Origin of the sequence: Mesorhizobium sp. M1A.F.Ca.IN.020.04.1.1 (genome assembly GCF_003997315.1) — a bacterium.
In the GTDB taxonomy this organism is placed as follows: domain Bacteria; phylum Pseudomonadota; class Alphaproteobacteria; order Rhizobiales; family Rhizobiaceae; genus Mesorhizobium.
Window position 1 is genome coordinate 1 of sequence record NZ_RZSN01000117.1, and the last position, 19,784, is coordinate 19,784.

At 64.7% G+C, this 19,784-nt stretch carries 16 protein-coding genes and 1 pseudogene; 13 read left to right on the plus strand and 4 right to left on the minus strand.

Going from position 1 to position 19,784, the window contains the following annotated elements; genetic code table 11:
- Positions 1-118 precede the first annotated feature (118 nt).
- A pseudogene (locus EOA49_RS21500) lies at positions 119-850 on the minus strand (pilus assembly protein); the annotation flags it as partial.
- A 298-nt stretch (positions 851-1,148) separates the two neighbouring features.
- On the opposite strand from EOA49_RS21500, the gene EOA49_RS21505 reads away from it, so the two are divergent.
- Positions 1,149-2,009, plus strand: coding sequence for a TIGR01459 family HAD-type hydrolase (locus EOA49_RS21505; RefSeq protein ID WP_095801161.1), 861 nt, complete (start codon positions 1,149-1,151; stop codon positions 2,007-2,009).
- A gap of 47 nt (positions 2,010-2,056) precedes the next feature.
- Positions 2,057-3,040: a bifunctional riboflavin kinase/FAD synthetase gene (locus tag EOA49_RS21510; protein ID WP_127242065.1), complete on the plus strand. Its 984-nt coding sequence runs from the start codon at positions 2,057-2,059 to the stop codon at positions 3,038-3,040.
- A gap of 181 nt (positions 3,041-3,221) precedes the next feature.
- Here EOA49_RS21510 and EOA49_RS21515 read toward each other — a convergent pair whose 3' ends face one another.
- On the minus strand, positions 3,222-3,776 hold the full coding sequence (locus EOA49_RS21515) for an HdeD family acid-resistance protein (protein WP_095801162.1): 555 nt from the start codon (positions 3,774-3,776) through the stop codon (positions 3,222-3,224).
- Between the two features lie 141 nt (positions 3,777-3,917).
- Between EOA49_RS21515 and EOA49_RS21520 the strand changes: the two genes are divergently transcribed.
- The 3 genes from EOA49_RS21520 to EOA49_RS21530 all read left to right on the plus strand — a co-directional run bounded on the left by EOA49_RS21520 (position 3,918) and on the right by EOA49_RS21530 (position 6,637).
- Complete coding sequence (locus tag EOA49_RS21520) at positions 3,918-5,468, plus strand: acid phosphatase (RefSeq protein ID WP_127242064.1); 1,551 nt, start codon at positions 3,918-3,920, stop codon at positions 5,466-5,468.
- A 23-nt stretch (positions 5,469-5,491) separates the two neighbouring features.
- Positions 5,492-5,704 carry a hypothetical protein gene (locus EOA49_RS21525; RefSeq protein ID WP_066996644.1) on the plus strand — a complete coding sequence of 71 codons (213 nt, stop codon included), beginning with the start codon at positions 5,492-5,494 and terminating at the stop codon, positions 5,702-5,704.
- 135 nt (positions 5,705-5,839) lie between these two features.
- On the plus strand, positions 5,840-6,637 hold the full coding sequence (locus EOA49_RS21530) for a MipA/OmpV family protein (RefSeq protein WP_127241849.1): 798 nt from the start codon (positions 5,840-5,842) through the stop codon (positions 6,635-6,637).
- A 1-nt stretch (position 6,638) separates the two neighbouring features.
- Here EOA49_RS21530 and EOA49_RS21535 read toward each other — a convergent pair whose 3' ends face one another.
- Entirely contained in the window at positions 6,639-6,845 is a 207-nt protein-coding gene (locus tag EOA49_RS21535) for a hypothetical protein (RefSeq protein ID WP_127241848.1), read from the minus strand.
- A gap of 44 nt (positions 6,846-6,889) precedes the next feature.
- On the opposite strand from EOA49_RS21535, the gene ileS reads away from it, so the two are divergent.
- On the plus strand, positions 6,890-9,874 hold the full coding sequence (ileS, locus tag EOA49_RS21540) for an isoleucine--tRNA ligase (RefSeq protein WP_164746979.1): 2,985 nt from the start codon (positions 6,890-6,892) through the stop codon (positions 9,872-9,874).
- Between the two features lie 247 nt (positions 9,875-10,121).
- Positions 10,122-10,799 carry a hypothetical protein gene (locus EOA49_RS21545; protein WP_082953915.1) on the plus strand — a complete coding sequence of 226 codons (678 nt, stop codon included), beginning with the start codon at positions 10,122-10,124 and terminating at the stop codon, positions 10,797-10,799.
- Positions 10,800-10,885: 86 nt separating this feature from the next.
- On the opposite strand, the gene EOA49_RS21550 is transcribed toward EOA49_RS21545, so the two are convergent.
- On the minus strand, positions 10,886-11,347 hold the full coding sequence (locus EOA49_RS21550) for a nucleoside deaminase (protein WP_066996659.1): 462 nt from the start codon (positions 11,345-11,347) through the stop codon (positions 10,886-10,888).
- A gap of 181 nt (positions 11,348-11,528) precedes the next feature.
- Between EOA49_RS21550 and EOA49_RS21555 the strand changes: the two genes are divergently transcribed.
- The 6 genes from EOA49_RS21555 to EOA49_RS34005 form a co-directional block, all read left to right on the plus strand.
- Entirely contained in the window at positions 11,529-13,556 is a 2,028-nt protein-coding gene (locus EOA49_RS21555) for a pseudouridine synthase (RefSeq protein WP_127243337.1), read from the plus strand.
- Complete coding sequence (rsmD, locus tag EOA49_RS21560; protein WP_067325125.1) at positions 13,537-14,091, plus strand: 16S rRNA (guanine(966)-N(2))-methyltransferase RsmD; 555 nt, start codon at positions 13,537-13,539, stop codon at positions 14,089-14,091. Before EOA49_RS21555 ends, rsmD begins: the two co-directional genes overlap by 20 nt.
- Before the next feature lie 125 nt (positions 14,092-14,216).
- Positions 14,217-15,578, plus strand: a complete 1,362-nt coding sequence (locus EOA49_RS21565) for a pitrilysin family protein (protein WP_127241694.1) — start codon at positions 14,217-14,219, stop codon at positions 15,576-15,578.
- Between the two features lie 149 nt (positions 15,579-15,727).
- Positions 15,728-17,149, plus strand: a complete 1,422-nt coding sequence (locus EOA49_RS21570) for a pitrilysin family protein (protein ID WP_245460763.1) — start codon at positions 15,728-15,730, stop codon at positions 17,147-17,149.
- Positions 17,146-17,997, plus strand: a complete 852-nt coding sequence (locus EOA49_RS21575) for a patatin-like phospholipase family protein (RefSeq protein ID WP_127241695.1) — start codon at positions 17,146-17,148, stop codon at positions 17,995-17,997. The genes EOA49_RS21570 and EOA49_RS21575 overlap by 4 nt, the downstream gene beginning before the upstream one ends.
- A 462-nt stretch (positions 17,998-18,459) precedes the next feature.
- On the plus strand, positions 18,460-19,784 hold a 1,325-nt coding region (locus EOA49_RS34005; protein WP_281010210.1), incomplete at its 3' end, for an Ig-like domain-containing protein.

A 19,784-nucleotide genomic window follows, 5' to 3' on the forward strand; every position in this document is an offset into this window, starting at 1 on the left:
GCGCGCGGGCTCGTGATCGCTGGATTTAAGCGTAAGCTCTGAAATCGTCATGTGTCGAAGCCCTCAAAGGCTCCGAACATCGTCCTTCACGCCGATCACCGAAAGGTGCCGTCGGGACATCGCTTACGCTCATTGTCGTCCAGTCGAAATTCTCGTGCTGGACCGGGGAGATACCATCTTGATCCATCCAGCTGTCGCCGTCATGCGTCGGCCCGACATTGACCGAGGCAGAGAACGGAACCAGCGAGAACTGCACCGGCTTGGAGATCTGCTTCATCTGCTGGGCCTGCAGCGCCAGCGTCTTGACCAGCTGCTTGGCGGCGGCTTTCAGCAGGTCAATACGCTTCTGCCCGGTTCCCGAGCCCAGGGTCGACATCGATCCGGAATTATCAAGCACGAGCGCCACTTCCAGCGTGTTCTTAAGTCGGATTTCCGACCTCGCCGAAACATTGACTACGTGGTCGCCCGCAGTCCCGCCGAGCAGCATCGCCGCCGCCGGCAGGAAATAGGGGTGATATTTCAGGGACGCGTCCAGGACCAGGGTGCCGCCGCCGGCATTGTTGTTGGGCAGCGTGACGGTCAGCGTCGTGTTGGCCGGAGACACGTGCCTGAGATTGGCCTCGAAGAACTGCTTGGCGTAGGCCTTCGCGTCCGCGTCGCTCGCTCCGCTGACGATCTGTTGCGCTGTCGCGACCCCAGCAGCATCTAGGGCGTTGAGCGTCTCCTGCTTCTCTCTAACCAGTTCCGTAAAATCGACGGCCAGTGCCACGGCACCCATCAGCGGCACCATCGTGACGACTGTCAACAGGGCGTAGTTGCCCCGCTTGTCGCCTATAAATCTGCCGATCATTGCGCTCAGCCCCCGCAAAAGACCCATACCGGTATACGACCATGGTCCTAGTTCGGTGCTACCATGGTCATAGATCCTTAAATTTCAGCTTGCCCGAAACGTTCAAGCACGCACCGCCATTTTGACGGCGTGTTAACCCTGCGCTTCCGAACGGGCGTGGTCGCGGCTCGTCCCGGCGGCGATGGCGAAAGCTGGTGACAGCATGGAGCGCTTCGGTTATGCGGGACCGGCCGTGGCGGCCTCCGAACCAAAAGGATGGCTGTCGCGGCTTTGCCTAGACCAGTCTCAGGATAACGGCATGGCGGACTCGCCAAACATCATCGCTTCGCTCACCGATCTGACGGAAAACTACGCGGCCATCCTGTGCGACGTGTGGGGCGTGGTGCACAATGGCGAATGGCACTTCCCCGTCGCCGCGGAGGCGCTTGCCCGGGCGCGCGCGGCAAAAGTGCCGGTGGTGCTGATCACCAATTCGCCGCGGCGCAGCGCCGACGTCGTTGCGCAGATGCATGCGATCGGCGTTCCGGCTGAAGCCTACGACCGTGTCGTCACCTCGGGCGACGTCACGCGCGACTTGATCGCCGAGGGTCCGAGGAAGATCTTCCACATCGGGCCCGAGCGCGACTTCACCCTCTATGACGGCTTGGACGTCGAACTCGTGGAGGAATTCGAAGCCTCCGGCGTCGTCTGCACCGGGTTCTATGACGACGAGGTGGAGAAGCCCGCCGAATACGCGGAACTGCTGCAGCGGCTGCGTGCCCGCAACCTGCCCTTCATCTGCGCCAACCCCGACATCCTGGTCGAGCGCGGCGAGCGCACCATCTGGTGTGCCGGCGCGCTGGCGCGCGACTACGCGCAGCTCGGCGGCCGCACGCTGATCGCCGGCAAGCCTTTCGCGCCGATCTACAACCTCGCCATGAAGGAGGTCGCCGGGCTGCTCGGCCACGCGGCCGAGCGCAAACAGGTTCTCGCCATCGGCGATGGCATGATGACCGACGTCAAGGGTGCCGCCGACAACGGGTTCGACGTGCTCTATGTCTCGGGCGGGATTCATGCGCGCGACTATGGCGACCCGCTGCGGCCGGATCCCGAAAGGCTGGCGGGATTCCTCACGACGCACGGTTATCGCCCGGTCGCCGTCATCCCGCGGCTGCAATAGGCGGGAAGCCGGACCATGACGGGCGCCCCGACATCACGCAGGTCGACATGACGCACGATTTCCAACGCATTTCGGCGGTCACGCCGTTGCCCGGGCATCTGCGCGGCGGCGTCGTGGCGATCGGCAATTTCGACGGCGTCCACCGCGGCCATCTGTCGGTGCTGGAACGGGCGCTGGCCGAAGCCGGCCGCCGCCGCGTGCCGGCCCTGGTGCTCACCTTCGAGCCGCACCCGCGCAAGGTGTTCAGGCCGGACGTGCCGCTCTTCGTGCTGACGCCGCCGCCGATGAAGGCGCGGCTCCTGGCCAGGCTCGGCTTTGCCGCCCTCGTCGAGCAGCCGTTCACGCGCGACTTCGCCTCGCTCTCGGCCGAGGCATTCGTGACCGATGTGCTGGAAATCAGGCTGGGCGTCAGCCATGCCGTCACCGGTTTCGACTTCCACTTCGGCAAGGACCGCCAGGGCGGCCCGGCTTTCCTGATGGCGGCCGGCGAGCGCCACGGCTTCGGCGTCACGCTGGTCGACGCCTTCCGCGACGAAGGTGCCGAGGTCGTCTCGTCCAGCCGCATCCGCGCCCTGCTTTGCGAAGGCAAGGTCGGGGAAGCAGCCGGCCTGCTCGGCTATCGCTTCACCGTCGAGAGCGAGGTGATCGCCGGCCAGCAGCTCGGCCGCACGCTTGGCTTTCCGACCGCCAATATGAAGCTTTCGCCGGAAGCCACTCTGAAGGAAGGCATTTACGCCGTCCGCTTGCGCCGCGCCGATGGCACGCTCCATGACGGCGTCGCCAGCTTCGGCCGCCGGCCGACCGTCGACGATAATGGCGTGCCGCTGCTCGAAACCTATGCCTTCGATTTCTCCGGCGATCTCTATGGCGAGATCTGCCAGGTGTCGTTCTTCGGCTATCTGCGCCCCGAGCTCAAATTCGATGGGCTCGATGCGCTAGTCGCGCAGATGAAGCGCGACGAGGCCGAGGCGAGGGCGCTGCTCGCAGGTGTGCGTCCGCTATCGGAGCTGGACGCCGCCATCTGTTTCTGAGGTCTGGAAGGCGCAGTGGCGAAGAGAAGCGTCAAAGCGCCTGCGTCCGGCTAGCAGATTGCAAACCTTGGCGATTGGCGAAACGCCCTCTCATGTCGTCAGGGTCTTCGCGACGGAGCTTCTGCTTCGCCTGGGATGACGATGTTGGGCAGGCTTCGGCCAATCGCGAAGGTCGAGTAACCTACCGCTTGAGCGCCAGCCCGGTGGCAATGAAGCTCCAGCCTTGGAAGACCAGGTCGACGGCCAGGAACATGCCGAGCACCCACAGGCTGTTGACCGGCCAGCCCATGGCGATGATCAGGCCAAGCAGGATGGTGATGATCGCGGCTGCCAGCAGCCATCCCCAGCCTTGCTGCGGCCGGTGGTTCCAGGCGACCCAGGCCCTCAGCAGCCCGGAAGCAATGAGCGCGACGGCGAGCAGAAACGTCAGCACCGCCGAGGCGAGCAGTGGGTTGTAGAAGGCGAAAAAGCCGGCGACGGCATAGAGCAGGCCGCTGAGCAACCAGTAGAAGAAGCGCCCCCAGGTCTTGACGCCGAAAGCATGGATGATCTCGATGACGCCCCCCATCAGCATCAGCCAGCCGACGACATAGACCGAAGCGACGGTGGCGATGAAGAGATTGCCGAAGGCGATGCCGCCGAAAATCAGCAGCAGCACGCCGAGCGCCACGAACCATCCCCATTTGTCGCGCGTGCGTCCGATCGCGTCTTCCAGGGTATTGCCTTGCAAGCTCATGGCTTCGTCTCCCTGCAGAGTTCGCCGCGCATCCTGCGGTTGAAGGAAGGTAATCCCGATGTGATCACCCGTCCAGCGCGGTGGCTATTGCCAAGATGCACCGAAGCTGGTCATTTGACTTTGCGCAATGGAGGTACGGCGATGAAGCGATCCTATGGGCTCGCCCTGTTTTCCTCGGCTCTCGCCCTGTCCACTGTCGCTTCGCCTCCCGCCTTCGCGGCGCAGCCCGGCGATCCGCCGGACGGCATCGCCAAGATAGAGACGGTGGTCGTCATCTTCGCCGAGAACCGCGCCTTCGATAATCTCTATGGCCATTTTCCGGGTGCCGAGGGCATCGACAAGGCGAGCAAGGAAAGCTTGCAGCAGCGCGACCGTGACGGCTCGGTCCTGTCAGAGCTGCCGCCGGTCTGGGACGGGCTGACCGCCAAGGGCGTCACGCCGCCGGTGACGCAGGCAATGACCGAGCACCTTCCGAACGAACCGTTCACGGTGAACGACCCGAAAGGGTTCAACGTGCCGCTCAGCGTCGTGACGCATGATCTGTGGCATCGCTTTTACCAGAACCAGATGCAGATCAACGGTGGCAAGAACGACATGTTCGTCGCCTGGGCCGATTCAGGCGCCATGCCGATGAGCAACTGGGACGCCTCCAAGACCGATATGTGGGCCATTGCGCAAAAATACGTGCTCGCTGACCATTTCTTCATGGGCGGCTTCGGCGGCTCCTTCTTCAATCACCAGTGGCTGATCTGCGCCTGCGCGCCGTACTACGCGAATGCCGACAAGAGCCCGGCCAAGCCGTCGATCGCGGTGACGGACGCCAGCGGCACAGCGCTGAAGATCGCCGACAATTCGCCGAAATCGGCGCGCGACGGGATCCCGAAATTCGTCTCCGACGGCAACCTGACGCCGGATTTCTACGCGGTGAACACCATGCAGCCGCCATACCAGCCGAGCGGCAACGATCCGGCGCCCGGCGGCGACCGGCTGCTCGCGGATCCTACCAAGCCCACCACGCTGCCGCCGCAGACGGAACCGACCATCGGCGACATGCTCAGCCTCAAGCACATAAACTGGGCGTGGTATTCCGGAGCCTGGCAGTACACGCTCGACCACGGCAACAAAACACCGATCCCGAACTTCCAATATCATCATCAGCCGTTCAACTATTACGCCAATTACGCTCCGGGCACCGAGGCCAGGCGCGAACATCTGCGCGACGCCGGGTTGACTGGCGCGAGCTTCATCCAGGCCATCGACGACGGCGCCCTGCCGCAGGTCTCTTTCTATAAGCCGCAGGGCAATCTCAACGAGCACTCCGGCTATGCCGACATCCAGGCCGGCGACCGCCATATCGCCGACGTCGTGGCTCATCTGGAAAAGAGCCCGCAATGGCCGCACATGCTGGTCGTCGTCACCTATGATGAGAACGGCGGCATCTGGGATCACGTCGCACCGCCCAAGGGCGACCGCTGGGGACCGGGCACGCGCATTCCCGCGATCATCATTTCGCCTTTCGCCAAGCGCGGCTATGTCGATCATACCCCTTATGACACGACGTCGATCCTGCGCTTCATCACCGAGCGTTTCGAATTGCCGGTCCTGCACGGCATCGTGGTTCGCGACAAGGCCGTAGCCGCGCATGGCGAGCCGCCGCTCGGCGATCTTACCGGCGGGCTTGACCTGAATTGAGGGCGCGTTTTTGGAGGACCAACATGGACGCCGACCGGATCGTCGCGCTGGTCACGGCTGCCGGCATCGAGCTCACCGACCGGCGCCGCAACGCCAAAGGTGATGGTTGGTCGCTTAGCTTCTCCAGCGGCGCCACCGTTGAGGTGGGTGACGACGGATCGGCACGCGTCGCGGGGAAGGGCTCGAAGGCCGTGGCCAAGCTGCTGGACATGTCGCACGCGCCGCGCGGCAGCTGAGCCGGGCGGCCGATCTCCATGCTGGCGGTCCGCGCCGTCTCTGTTACGGATCTTAAGTCAAAATTTACCGCACTGACGCCATGCCTTCTGCGCTGCCCGGTGTTCCTGCCGGCCTGTTTCGCGTAAGGGTTGACCATGCGTATTGTCGGGACGATTCCGCTGGTTCTCGCCTCTGGCCTGATGGCCGTCACCTCTGCCCAGGCCGGCGAGGGGAGCTGGATTTCCGGCGACTGGTACCTGACGCTCGGCGCCACCGGTCTCGTTGCCCCGAATTTCGAGGGCGGCAAGAAATATATGCTGAGCGCCCAGCCCATCATCTCGCTCGGCAAGGCAGGGCCGGAGGCGCGTTTCACCTCGCGCAACGACAACATCTCGATGGCGCTGATCGACGACGGCAGCGTGCGCGCCGGCTTGACCGGCAAGTTCCTGTTCTCGCGTTCCAGCAAGGACGAATTGCAAGGCCTTGATCCGGTGCGCTGGGGCGGCGAGGTCGGCGGCTTCTTCGAATTCTATCCGCTGGATTGGGTGCGGGCCCGGGCGGAGCTCAGACACGGGATCCGCGCCCACAACGGTTTCGTCGCCGACATCGCGGCGGACGCCTTCTACGACGTCACCCCGACCGTCCGCATTTCCGGCGGCCCCCGTGTCTCCTTCGCCTCGGCCGGCTATTTCGACGCCTATTACGGCGTCAACGCCACGGAAGCTGCGGCCTCGGGCCTCAGCGAATACCATCCGGGCGGCGGGCTGAAGTCGACCGGGCTCGGCGGCGCGATCACCTGGAAAGTGACCGAGCCGATGACGGCCAGCGTCTTCACCGAATATTCCCGCCTGATGGGGCCGGCGGCCGATTCCAGTCTGGTCAAGGAGCGCGGCGACCGCGATCAGTGGACCGTTGGCGTGTCGACCACCTACCGTTTCAATTTCTCGATGTAAGTCAAAATACCGGCGCTTTGGCTTGAAATCCGCGCTTTATTCCTGCCGCGGCATCCGCTAAAAGCCACGCCATGACGAGCTTTTCGCGCCTTTTTGCGATCGCGATACGAATTACGGGCCCGGTGTTCCGGGTGGCCTGAGCGCCGCCGGAGCCGCCGGGACTTTTGCGCGCGGCCCCCTCGCGCTTTTCCAGATCATGATAGTTCAACGCCCGAGCTATTTTGCCAACGGGCAATGCACATGGCAGACCCAATGACCGACACCCCCGTGACCGATACTGCTGAAACCATCGACTATTCCAAAACGCTTTACCTGCCGCAGACCAATTTCCCGATGCGCGCCGGCCTGCCCGAGAAGGAGCCCGGCCTGGTCAGGCGCTGGCAGGACATGGAGCTTTACCGCAAGCTGCGCGATGAAGCCGCCGGCCGAGAGAAATTCGTGCTGCATGACGGGCCGCCCTATGCCAATGGCAACATCCATATCGGCCACGCCCTGAACAAGATCCTCAAGGACGTCATCAACCGCTCCTTCCAGATGCGCGGCTACGACGCCAATTACGTGCCTGGCTGGGACTGCCATGGCCTTCCGATCGAGTGGAAGATCGAGGAACAGTACCGGGCCAAGGGCAAGAACAAGGACGAGGTGCCGGTCAACGAGTTCCGCAGGGAATGCCGCGATTTCGCCGCCCATTGGATCAAGGTGCAGGGCGACGAGTTCCAGCGGCTCGGCGTCATCGGAGATTTCGACAATCCCTATACGACCATGGCCTATCACGCCGAAGCGCGGATTGCCGGCGAGCTTTTGAAATTCGCCATGTCCGGCCAGCTCTATCGCGGCTCGAAGCCGGTGATGTGGAGCGTGGTCGAGCGGACCGCGCTCGCCGAGGCCGAGGTCGAATACCAGGACTATGAGAGCGACACGATCTGGGCGAAGTTCCCGGTGGCGAGCCTTGCCCGGCCGGTCGACGCCGCCGATGCCGCGCCGGCGCTGAATGGGACGGCACTCGACCTGCTGGAGGCGCATGTCGTCATCTGGACGACGACGCCCTGGACGCTGCCCGGCAATCGCGCTGTCAGCTTTTCGCCGCGCGTCGCCTATGGCCTCTACGAAGTGACCGCGGCCGAGAACAGCTTCGGGCCGCAGCCCGGCGAGAAGCTGATCTTCGCCGACGCGCTGGCGGAGGACGCCGCTTCCAAAGCCAAGGTCACCTTGAACCGGCTTCACAACGTCTCCCCTGAACAGCTTGCAAGTCTTACGCTTTCGCATCCTTTCAGAGGACTGGGCGGCGGCTACGAGTTCCCCGTGCCGATGATCGCCGGCGAGCACGTCACCGACGATGCCGGCACCGGCTTCGTGCACACCGCGCCCAGCCACGGCCGCGAGGACTTCGATGCCTGGATGGATGCGGTGGCCGAACTCATCAAGCGCGGCGTCGACACCTCGATCCCGTTCCCGGTCGACGATGCCGGCTTCTTCACCAAGGATGCGCCGGGCTTCGGCCCGGACCGCGAGGGCGGCCCCGCGCGCGTCATCGACGACAACGGCAAGAAGGGCAACGCGAACCAGGCGGTGATCGAGGAACTGATCAAGCGCAACGCGCTGTTCGCGCGCGGCCGGCTGAAGCACAGCTATCCGCATTCCTGGCGCTCGAAGAAGCCCGTCATCTTCCGCAACACGCCGCAATGGTTCGTCTATATGGACAAGGACCTCGGCGACGGCACGACGCTGCGCAGCCGCGCGCTGCAGGCGATCGACGACACGCGCTTCGTGCCGGCGGCCGGCCAGAACCGCATCCGCGCCATGATCGAGGAGCGCCCCGACTGGGTGCTGTCGCGCCAGCGTGCCTGGGGCGTGCCGATCGCCGTCTTCGCCGATGCCGACGGCAATGTGCTGAAGGACGAGGCGGTCAACCAGCGCATCATGGACGCCTTCGAGCAGGAGGGCGCCGACGCATGGTTCGCGCCGGGCGCCAAGGAGCGCTTCCTCGGCAACCACGACGCCTCGAAATGGCACCAGGTGACGGACATCCTCGACGTCTGGTTCGATTCCGGCTCGACGCATGTCTTCACGCTGGAGGATCGGCCCGACCTCAAATGGCCGGCCGACGTCTATCTCGAAGGCTCCGACCAGCATCGCGGCTGGTTCCACTCCTCGCTGCTCGAAAGCTGCGGGACGAGGGGCAGGGCGCCTTACGAGACGGTCATCACCCATGGCTTCACCATGGACGAGGAAGGCCGCAAGATGTCGAAGTCGCTCGGCAACACGGTCGTGCCGCAGGACGTGATAAAACAGTCCGGCGCCGATATCCTGCGGCTCTGGGTGGTGACGACCGACTACTGGGAAGACCAGCGGCTCGGCAAGAACGTGCTGCAGACCAATATCGACGCCTACCGCAAGCTGAGGAACACCATTCGCTGGATGCTGGGCACGCTCGCCCATGACGATGGCGAGGACGTGCCGCTGGACAAGATGCCGGAGCTGGAGCGGCTGATGCTGCACCGGCTGTCCGAACTCGACGAGGCGGTGCGCCAGGGCTACGACGCCTTCGAGTTCAAGCGCATCACCCGCGCGCTGCTCGACTTCATGGTGGTGGAGCTTTCGGCCTTCTATTTCGACATCCGCAAGGACGCGCTCTACTGCGACGCGCCGTCCAGCTTGCGCCGCAAGGCGGCAGTGCAGGTCGTGCGCCATCTCTTCGAATGCCTGGTGAAGTGGCTGGCACCGATGCTGCCTTTCACGATGGAAGAGGCCTGGCTCGACCGTCACCCCGAAGCCGCCTCGGTGCATCTCGACCAGTTCCCGGCCATTCCGGATTACTGGAGGAACGAGGCGCTGGCCGAGAAATGGCGCAAGGTCCGGCAGGTGCGCCGCGTCGTCACCGGCGCGCTTGAGATCGCGCGCGCCGATAAACTGATCGGCTCCTCGCTGGAAGCCGTGCCGGTGGTCACCATCGACGATGCGGCGCTGGAAGCAGCCATCGCCGATGTCGACATGGCCGAGATGGCGATCACCAGCGATCTGGTCATCAGCCATGGCAAGGCGCCGCAAGGCGCTTTCACGCTGGATGACGTCAAGGGCGTCGCGGTCGTCGTCGAGAAGGCCCAGGATCGCGGTCTGGTCAAATGCGCGCGCTCCTGGCGCTACACGGCCGATGTCGGGCAGGATCCGGAATTTCACGATGTCTCGGCCCGCGATGCTGCCGTGCTGCGTGAACTGAGGGCGCTCGGGCGTTTGTAGGTGCATGTCGCCCAAGAGTGCGCAGCGGTTTTGGGCTAACGATATGCACCCATGAAATAAGTGCAAAAGTGCCACGCCGGGCGGCGCAAATTCGCCCGCGCGTTGCCCTTGACAAGTGGTTGAGGTAAACACGCGACACTCCGGCAGACAAATTGTCGCCGGATTTCCATCGCAAACGCGGGGAAGAAGGGGACCGCGCCCCTGTGGCCGGTGGCGACCGAAAGGCTTTAAAGTGGGACTTTTTGGCATGACCGAAAGAACGTTTGCGCGCGCCGCGCTGCTGGCGCCGCTTGTGGCATCGGCCATAGCCATGTCGGGCTGCGTCGGCTCTCCGACCTACGGAACCGACAAGACCGCCGCCGAGCAACTCGCCGACGACGTTTCGGGCGCCATCGCGATCACGCCGAAGCGCCGCGATCCTATCGACTATAAGCCGCGCCCGGACCTGGTGAAGCCTGCGCCGGGACAGAAGGAAACTCTGCCGCCACCGCAGGAAAGCATCCAGACGGCGAGCGCCGACTGGCCCGAATCGCCCGAGGCGCGCCGCGCCCGCATTCGCGCCGACGCGACCGCCCACCAGAACGACCCGAACTACCAGCCGGAAGCGGTCGAGGACGTTCAGACCGACCCGGTGGCGGTGAAGAAGGCTTTGGCCGATTCTGCATCCAGCCATCCGCCGCGCTGGTCGCCGGACGATTCCAGCGCGACCCGAACCGCCGAGATCCAGCGCCGCCTCGCGGAGCAGAAGCAGGGCAATCCCAATGTCCGCAAGTATTTGAGCGAGCCGCCGCTTGCCTATCGTCAGGCCGCCGACACCGCGCCGCAAAACGAGCTCGGCGAGGACGAGTACAAGAAGGAGCGCCGGCTCAAGGCGCAGGCGGAAGGCAAGAAGGGCGGCGGCTGGTTTGACTGGCTGGGGCTGTAAGTAGCGAATAGCGAATTGCGAATAGGTCTCTGTTGCTCACTACTCACGACCTGCTTCTTTGCTACTCACCTGCTTGCGTCAACCATTCACCATTCACTGCCATTCCGCCTCTCGCGAAAGAACTCCTTCAGGATGAGGGCCGCTTCGCTTTCGCCCAAGCCGGAATAGACGTCCGGCGCGTGGTGGCAGGTGGGCGAGGCGAAGAAGCGCACGCCGTTGACCACCGCGCCGCCCTTCTCGTCGGCCGCGCCGAAATAGAGCCGGCGGAGTCTCGCGAACGAAATGGCGCCGGCGCACATGGCGCAGGGCTCGAGCGTCACATAGAGATCGTGACCGGTAAGCCGCTCGCTGGCGAGTTGCCGGCAGGCTTCGCGGATCGCCAGCATTTCGGCATGCGCAGTCGGATCGGCCAACTCGCGCGTGCGGTTGCCGGCCTTGGCCACGACAATGTTGCCGTTGGCGATCACCGCGCCGACCGGCACTTCGCCCCGGCTTGCGGCCGCTTCGGCTTCCTTGAGCGCCAAAGCCATGAAATCCGGCCGCTTCACGCGCTTTGCATTCCGATTACTCCTCGCCACCCGACGGTGATCCTGTTATCTAGCGCGTGACCCTGAAAACCGGAATCGGTTTTTGCCGCGCTGCTGCATGCGCAAATCAAGATGACACTGCCTGCATAACGTGTCCGACCGGGCGCGTACGCCGCGGCAGTCCAAGAAGAGCAAGATCCATATGGACGACGACAAGAAATCATCACGCAAAGGGCCGGGCAAAGGCGGATCGAAACCGACGCCGCGCGGCGACAAGCCGTTCCGCCAGGGAGCGCGTTCGCAGGGCAAGCCCTTCGAGAAGCGCGATGGCGCGCGCAAGCCTTACACGCAGCGTGACGACAGGCCGATGGCCGCCGATGGCGAGCGCCCCGCGCGCGATTTCAAGCGCAGCTACAAGCCGCGCGCCGTCGAGGGCGCGGAACGCGGAGAACGACCGTTCCGCAAAGGACCGCGCCCCGAGGGAAAGCCGTTCGAAAAACGCGATGGCGCCCGCAAGCCCTATACGCCACGTGGCGATCGGCCAGCGGCCGCGGAAGGCGAGCGCCGCGATTTCAAACGCAGCTATAAGCCTCGTGACGGGGGCGAAGGTGGAGAGCGTGGCGAACGACCGTTCCGCAAAGGTCCGCCGCGCGACGGCAAACCCTTCGACAAGCGCGAAGGGCGCAAGCCCTACACGCCGCGCGGCGACCGGCCGATGGCCGCCGAAGGCGAACGCGCCGAACGGCGCTTCGATCGCCCCAAGCGCGACTTGGCCGACCGGCCGCAGCGCGAAGACGGAGGCGACTTCGCGCAGCGCCCGAAGCGGGATTTCGCCGATCGAGCGCCGCGCGACAGCGCCGCGAGAAAGCCGGAAGGCGGCTTCAAGCCGCGCCCGCGGCCCTCAGAAGCAGCGCCGGAGGCCGGCGAGCGCATCGCCAAGCGGCTGGCGCGCGCCGGCATCGCCTCGCGCCGCGACGCCGAGGAACTCATCGCCGCCGGCCGCGTCAAGGTCAACGGCAAGGTGCTGTCGTCGCCGGCCTTCAACGTCATGCCCGACGACGTCATCCATCTCGACGGCACGGAGATCCCGCCGATCGAGCGCACAAGGCTGTTCCTGTTCCACAAGCCGGCAGGCGTGGTCACCACCAACCGCGATCCGGAAGGCCGCAAGACCGTCTTCGACGTGCTGCCGGCCGATCTGCCGCGGCTGATGACCGTCGGCCGCCTCGACATCAACACCGAAGGGCTGCTGCTGCTGACCAATGACGGCGGGCTGTCGCGGGTGCTCGAACTGCCGGCCACCGGCTGGCTGCGGCGCTATCGCGTGCGCGTCCACGGCAAGGTCGAGGAGAGCAAGCTCACCGCCCTGCGTGACGGCATTGCCGTCGACGGCGTGTTCTACGGCTCGGTCGAGGCCTCGCTCGACCGCGAGCAGGGCAGCAATGCCTGGCTGACGATCGGCCTGCGCGAGGGCAAGAACCGCGAGGTCAAGAACATCCTCGGCGCGTTGGGGCTGGAGGTGACGCGGCTGATCCGCATCTCCTACGGGCCGTTCCAGCTCAACGAGCTGCCCGAGGGCCACGTGCTGGAAATAAAGGGCCGCACGCTGCGCGAGCAGCTCGGCGAGCGGCTGGTTGAAGAGTCCGGCGCCAATTTCGACGCCGAGATCCAAAAACCGTTCTCCAACAAGCCGGTGCGACGCAGCGAGCCGCGCCGCGATGAGGACGAGCGGCCGAAATTCACGCGCGAGGGCGACCGCCGGCCGATCGGCGAGGGCGGGCTGATCAAGGCCCGCAAGCGCCGTGAGGGCAGCCGCGACGAGGCGCTGAGCAAGCTTTCGACGAAGCCCGAGCGAGCCTTCGGCGAACGCGGTCCCCAGTCTCGCTTCGACAAGTCTGGCTTCGACAAATCCGAGCGCGGCTTCGGCAAGTCCGAGCGCGGCTTCGGCGGCAAGGCCGGCAAGAAAGGCGAACCGCGGCCGATCGAACCGCCCGGCCAGCGCAAGGCCAATGTCTGGATGGCGCCGGGCGCGCGTCCCATCGGCAAGGGCAGGGCGGAGGCCGACGCCGCGAAGGCCGCGGAAGCGAAGGCGCGGAAGGCGTCGTTCAGGCCGGGCGGCAAGGGCACGCCGTTCGGCAAGCCAAGAGACGATCGGCCGGAGGGAAGCGGCGGCGACAGGCCGCGCGGTCCGAAGGGGCCGAGGGGTGGCAATGCGGATCGTCGGCGGTGAGTTTCGCGGGCGTCCGCTGGCGACGCCGCGTTCCAATGCCATCCGTCCGACCACCGATCGCACCCGCGAGGCGGTGTTCAACGTGCTTGCGCATCGCTATGCCGAAAAGCTCGAAGGCGGCCGTGTGCTCGATCTCTTCGCCGGCACCGGCGCGCTCGGGCTGGAGGCGCTGTCGCGCGGCGCCCCCTATTGCGTCTTCATCGAGGAATCGGCGGAAGGGCGCGGGCTGATCCGCGACAATGTCGAGGCCTTCGGGCTCACCGGGCGGACCAAAATCTTCCGCCGCGACGCGACCCATTTGGGCGAAGCCGGCACGCTGTCGCCCTTCGGCCTGGTCTTTGCCGACCCGCCCTATGGCAAGGGCCTCGGCGAGCGCGCGCTGCGCTCGGCAAAAGCCGGCGGCTGGCTCCTGCCCGGCGCGCTCTGCGTGGTCGAGGAGGCGGCGTCCGCGCCGTTCGAACCGGGCGCCGGTTTTTCCGTGGTGGACGAGCGCGGCTATGGCGACACGGTGATCCGGTTTGTCGAGGTGGGGTGAGGGGCACGTCCCTTCTCCCGCAAGGGAAAAGGAAATGACGCACGCGCCTCGAAAATGACGAACAAATCACTTTGCCTCGCCATGGAACCTTTTCTATCGTCGCGCGACCGAAACCGGAGCATTTGATGACATTGAACACCAGAGGCCTGCGCGCAGCATTCCTTGCCGGCGCGCTGGCGTTCGCGGCGCAGGCTCCGGCACGCGCCGCCGACGAAGCCGCGGTCAAGGATTTCCTGCTCGAGAACGGCCTGGAAGTCGTCGTCATTCCGGACCATCGCGCCCCGATCGTCACTCATATGGTATGGTACAAGATCGGCAGCGCCGACGAGCCGCCCGGCAAATCCGGCATCGCGCATTTCTTTGAGCATCTGATGTTCAAGGCTACGAGCAACCACGCAGCCGGCGAGTTCGACCGCGCCGTGGCCGACATCGGCGGCTCGAACAACGCCTTCACCTCCTACGACTACACCGCCTTCCATGAGACGGTGCCGCCTTCGGCGCTCGAGGAGATGATGGGGTTCGAGGCCGACCGCATGCGCAACCTCGTCCTCACCGACGATGTCATCAAGACCGAGCGCGACGTTATCCTGGAAGAGCGCCGCTCGCGCATCGACAACGATCCGCAGGCAGTGCTGGACGAGGAGGTCGACGCGACGCTCTGGCAGAACCAGCCCTACCGCATTCCGGTGATCGGCTGGATGCAGGAGATGGAGCAATTGAACCGCGAGGATGCCAAGGCGTTCTACGACACCTTCTACCGGCCGAACAACGCCGTGGTGATCGTCGCCGGCGACGTCGATCCGGACGCGGTGAAGGCAATGGCCGAAAGGACTTACGGAAAGGTGGCGCGCGGGCCGGACCTGCGGCCGCGCATCCGCCCGGTCGAGCCGGAGCAGAACACCAAGCGCACCGTGACGCTGACCGATGCGCGCGTCTCGGTGCCGAGCTTTTCCACGCAATGGGTGGTCCCGTCCTATCACACCGCCAAGCCCGGCGAGGCGGAGGCGCTCGATCTCCTGGCCGAAATCCTGGGCGGCGACAACCGCAGCCGCCTCTACCAGCAGCTGGTGGTGAAGCAGGGCATCGCCTCCGGGGCCGGCGCGTTCTTTCAGGGCACCATGCTCGACGCCACCAACTTCACCGTGTATGGCTCGCCGCGCGGCGACGCCAAGCTTTCCGACGTCGAAGCGGCGGTCGATGCCGAGGTCGCGCGCATTGCCAAGGACGGCGTGACCGGTGACGAGCTGGAGCGGGCCAAGACCCGCTATGTCCGTTCGATGATCTTTGCCCGCGACAAGCAGGACGACATGGCCAATATGTACGGCTCGACGCTCGCCTCCGGCGGCAATGTGAAGGATGTCGAGGAATGGCCCGACCGCATCCGCAAGGTTACTGCCGCAGAGGTCAAGGCCGCGGCCGCCCGCTACCTGGTGCTAGACCGTTCGACGACCGGCTATCTCCTGCCGCAACAACAGGCGGGGAATTGATGATGAGCATGGAACGTGGACGAATGGGCGCTTCTTCCCTTCTCCCCTTGTGGGGTCCGAGGGACGGGGCGAGACCCGTGGCTCGCCCCCGGGCGGTGGACGCGAAGCGGCCGGATGAGGGGTGCTCCAGCTTGGCGGCATGCTCGAAATTGCCGCAGTCTCGTTCCTTCCAGCACCCCTCATCCGTCTCGGCGCTGCGCGCCGATCCACCTTCTCCCACAAAGGGAGAAGGTGGGGTCTACCGTATCGTCGCAACCCTCTGCTTCGCCCTGTTCTTCCTGCTCTTGCCGGCGCTGGCCGCCCACGCGGAGATGAACATCCAGGAGGTGAAGTCGAAGAAAGGCATCACCGCCTGGCTGGTGGAAGACCATTCGATCCCGCTGGTTGCCATCCGCTTCGTCTTCGACGGCGGCACCGCGCAGGACCCTGCCGGCAAGGAAGGTCTGGTCAATCTGATGAGCGGCCTGTTCGACGAGGGCGCCGGCGACCTCGACAGCGAGGCCTTCCAGTCGAAGCTGGACGACGCCGGCGCCGAGATGAGTTTTCAGGCGGCACGCGACGGCCTTTATGGCTCGATGCGCATGCTGTCCGATCAAAAGGACGAGGCGTTCGGCCTGCTGAAGCTGGCGGTGAACAGCCCGCGCTTCGACCAGGCGCCGATCGACCGCATCCGCGCCCAGATGCTTTCGGGCATTCTCGCCAATGAGCGCGACCCCAACACGATCGCCCAGCAGCGCTGGCTGCGCGCGATCTATGGCAAGCATCCCTATGCGCGGCCGGATGAGGGGACGAAGGAGAGCCTTGCCACCATAACGGCCACCGACCTCAAGGCCTTTCGCAAAGCGAGTTTCGCGCGCGCCGGCCTGCATGTGGCGGTGGTGGGCGACATCGACGCCGCCACGCTCTCCGGCAAGCTGGACGAGGTGTTCGGCGACCTGCCGCAGACGCAGACGCTGGCCCAGGTGGCGGACGTGTCGCTGAAGCTCGGCCAGCAGCTGGAAGTGAACTACGATCTGCCGCAGACCTCGCTGCAGCTTGCCTGGCCTGGCGTCAAACGGAGCGATCCCGATTTTTACGCCGCGGTGCTGATGAACGAGATCCTCGGCGGCTCGACTTTCACGTCGCGGCTTTACGAGGAGGTGCGCGAGAAGCGCGGCCTCGCCTATAGCGTCAGCTCCGATCTCGTCGATCACGAGCATTCCAACGCGCTGCTGGTCACGACGGCGACGCGTTCCGACCGCGCCGCCGAGACGCTCGCCATCGTGCGTCAGGTGGTGAAGGAGATGGCCGAGAACGGCCCGACCGAGGAGGAGCTCGCGGCGACCAAGAAATACATGATCGGCGCCTACGCCATCAACAATCTCGACTCCTCCAGTTCCATTGCCGCGACGCTGGTCGAGCTGCAGCTCGACGATCTCGGCATCGACTACATCAAGCGCCGCGCCGCGCTGATCAATGCGGTGACGCTTGCAGACGTCAAGGCGGCGGCAAGGAAGCTTCTGTCGGCCGACCCGGCGATAATGGTGATCGGACCGCCGCTGGTGCAGGTGGCGGGAGCCCGCAAGGGATGAGCCCGACCTTCGCGGTTGCCTTCGGCGGCGGCGGCGCGCGCGGGCTGGCGCATATTCACGCTATCGAGGCGTTGGACGAGCTAGGGATCAAACCGGTGGCGATCGCCGGCTCCTCGATCGGCGCCATCATGGGCGCCGGCATGGCCGCCGGCATGCGAGGGGCGGAGATCCACGAGTACAGCCGCTTGATCCTCGGCAGCCGCGCCGAGGTGGCCGCGCGCATGTGGCGCTCGCGGCCGGGCACGATCGCCGAGGCCATGCAGGGCGCCATCCGCGTCGGCCAGTTCAATATCGAGCGCATCCTGAAGGCCTTCCTGCCTGACGCCATTCCGGCGACCTTCGAAGAGCTGAAGATTCCGCTCAAGGTGACGGCGACCGACTATTTCGGCCACAAGCTCGCGGTGTTCTCGCAGGGCGATTTGCAATCGGCGCTGGCGGCCTCGGCCGCCATTCCGGCGGTGTTCCGCCCGGTGATGCGCGACGACCGATTGCTGATCGATGGCGGCATCTACAACCCGGTGCCGTTCGACCTGGTCGAGAAGGATGCCGACATCATCATCGCCATCGACGTGGTCGGGGCGCCGAGCGACGTCGAACGCAAGCATCCGACCACGGTCGACCTCATGTATGGCGCCACGCAGCTGATGATGCAGTCGATCATCGCCAACAAGCTGCGGCAGCACCCGCCGGATATTCTTATCCGCCCGGCCGTCTCGAAATACCGCGTGCTCGATTTCCTGAAGATCGAGACGCTGATGGCCGACACCGTCGAGATCAAGGACGAGCTGAAGCGCGCCGTCGAGAAGGCGGCCGCCGAGCGCGACGGCAAGCTCGGCAAGGCGGTGTGAGCGGTGGGACAGGCCTGATCCGCTACGTGGAAGACGAATTTCTATTTGCCCGTGCGATGCAGTTTTATCCACCCTGTGCGTACAAGTACGCATTTTGTCATTAACTCTTCTTCGAATTCGACATTGACGCGCGCGCTGCGGTAGAGTTAATAATATCCTAATATATAGGGTAGCGCGAATTACCTCCCGACCGGCAACAACGAGTACGGCGCTACTGGGGTAGGGGAAAAGCAACGCGGCGATCATCGCCGTCGTAGCCATCACCATCGAGCCACCACCTGTCTGTGAATCGCCTTTTGGGCTGGCCGTTCACGGGCCGGACCGTCGGGTTGCGCCTGGTTGCATGGCACATTCTGATCCTCTCCCCGTAAGACTGGGCGCCGATCCATTCGGCATGGGGTAGTCAGCCGTCTCCGACGGCCAACGAGCAGGCGCGGAGCGCGTCTGCCAGGGGGATGAAAGATGGCCACAACCGTTGGCACGAGCAGCAACGACAATCTGGTTGGCGGCAGCGGAGATGACATTCTGTCCGGGGGCGCCGGAAGCGACCGTCTGAATGGCGGGTCTGGCGATGATATCCTCAATGGCGGTAGCGGCTTTGACACGGTGCTTGGTGGATCGGGATCGGACATCCTGATCTACAAGGCCTTTGAGAACCAATATTGGCTGGGTAGCACATTCACGACTTCCACGCTGACGACAACCGGTGCGACGCTGTATTCCGGAACAGACCAGGCCACGGCCGGAACTGAGCCCAGTCAGACTGTACTTAGCGGAACTTCGTTTACCGGGTATGACTCCTATGATGGCGGAAACGGCGCGGTGCAGCTCGGCAAAGCCGGATCCACGCCCGACGCCGACACTTTGCAGATATGGCTCAGCGCAGCTCAGCTAAACGATCCCGCGATTACGGCAGAGATTGCATACTTCAAGAACGTTTGGCTCCCGGCGCACATAAGCACCCAAACCGGCCAGGCCGATAGCTCGGTCTACACCTTCAAGACGCTCGATCTCAAGGTCACGGGTGTTGAGAAGGTTGTGGTTCTCGATAGCGCCGGCCATGCTCCTGTAGCCGTCAATATTGTCGATTCTGCCTTAAGTGATAGCGACAACAGCTCGGTCGTAACGTTCACATTCACTGGCCCGGTGACGGGCTTCACCGCGGCCGACGTTACGGCGTCTCACGGCACGCTGACTGACTTTGTGATGATCGATGCTTCGCACTATACGGCGAAGTTCACGGCTGCAGACGGTTTTGATGGCATTGGCTCCGTTTCGGTAACTGCCGGCAGTTATACCGATACTGCCGGCAACGCTGGCGCTGGTGGCTCCGACACGGTGGTGATCGACACCGTCAACCCGACGGTCGTGGTCGCTCTCGACCGCGACACCTTCGACGACCATCACAACACCTCGGCGGTGACCTTCACCTTCTCGGAGGTGCCGAGCGGCTTCGACGCGAGCGACGTCACGGTGTCGGGCGGCTCGATCTCGGGCCTCACCCAGGACCTTGCCGGCGATCCGTCGGGCAAGACCTACACGGCGACCTTCACGGCCGACGACAACTCGACGACGCCGGTCTCGATCTCGGTCGGCGCCAACACCTTCACCGATCCGGTCGGCAACGACAACACCGCCTCCAACACCGACACGGCCACGGTCGACACCGTCAACCCGACGGTCGTGGTCGCTCTCGACCGCGACACCTTCGACGACCATCACAACACCTCGGCGGTGACCTTCACCTTCTCGGAGGTGCCGAGCGGCTTCGACGCGAGCGACGTCAC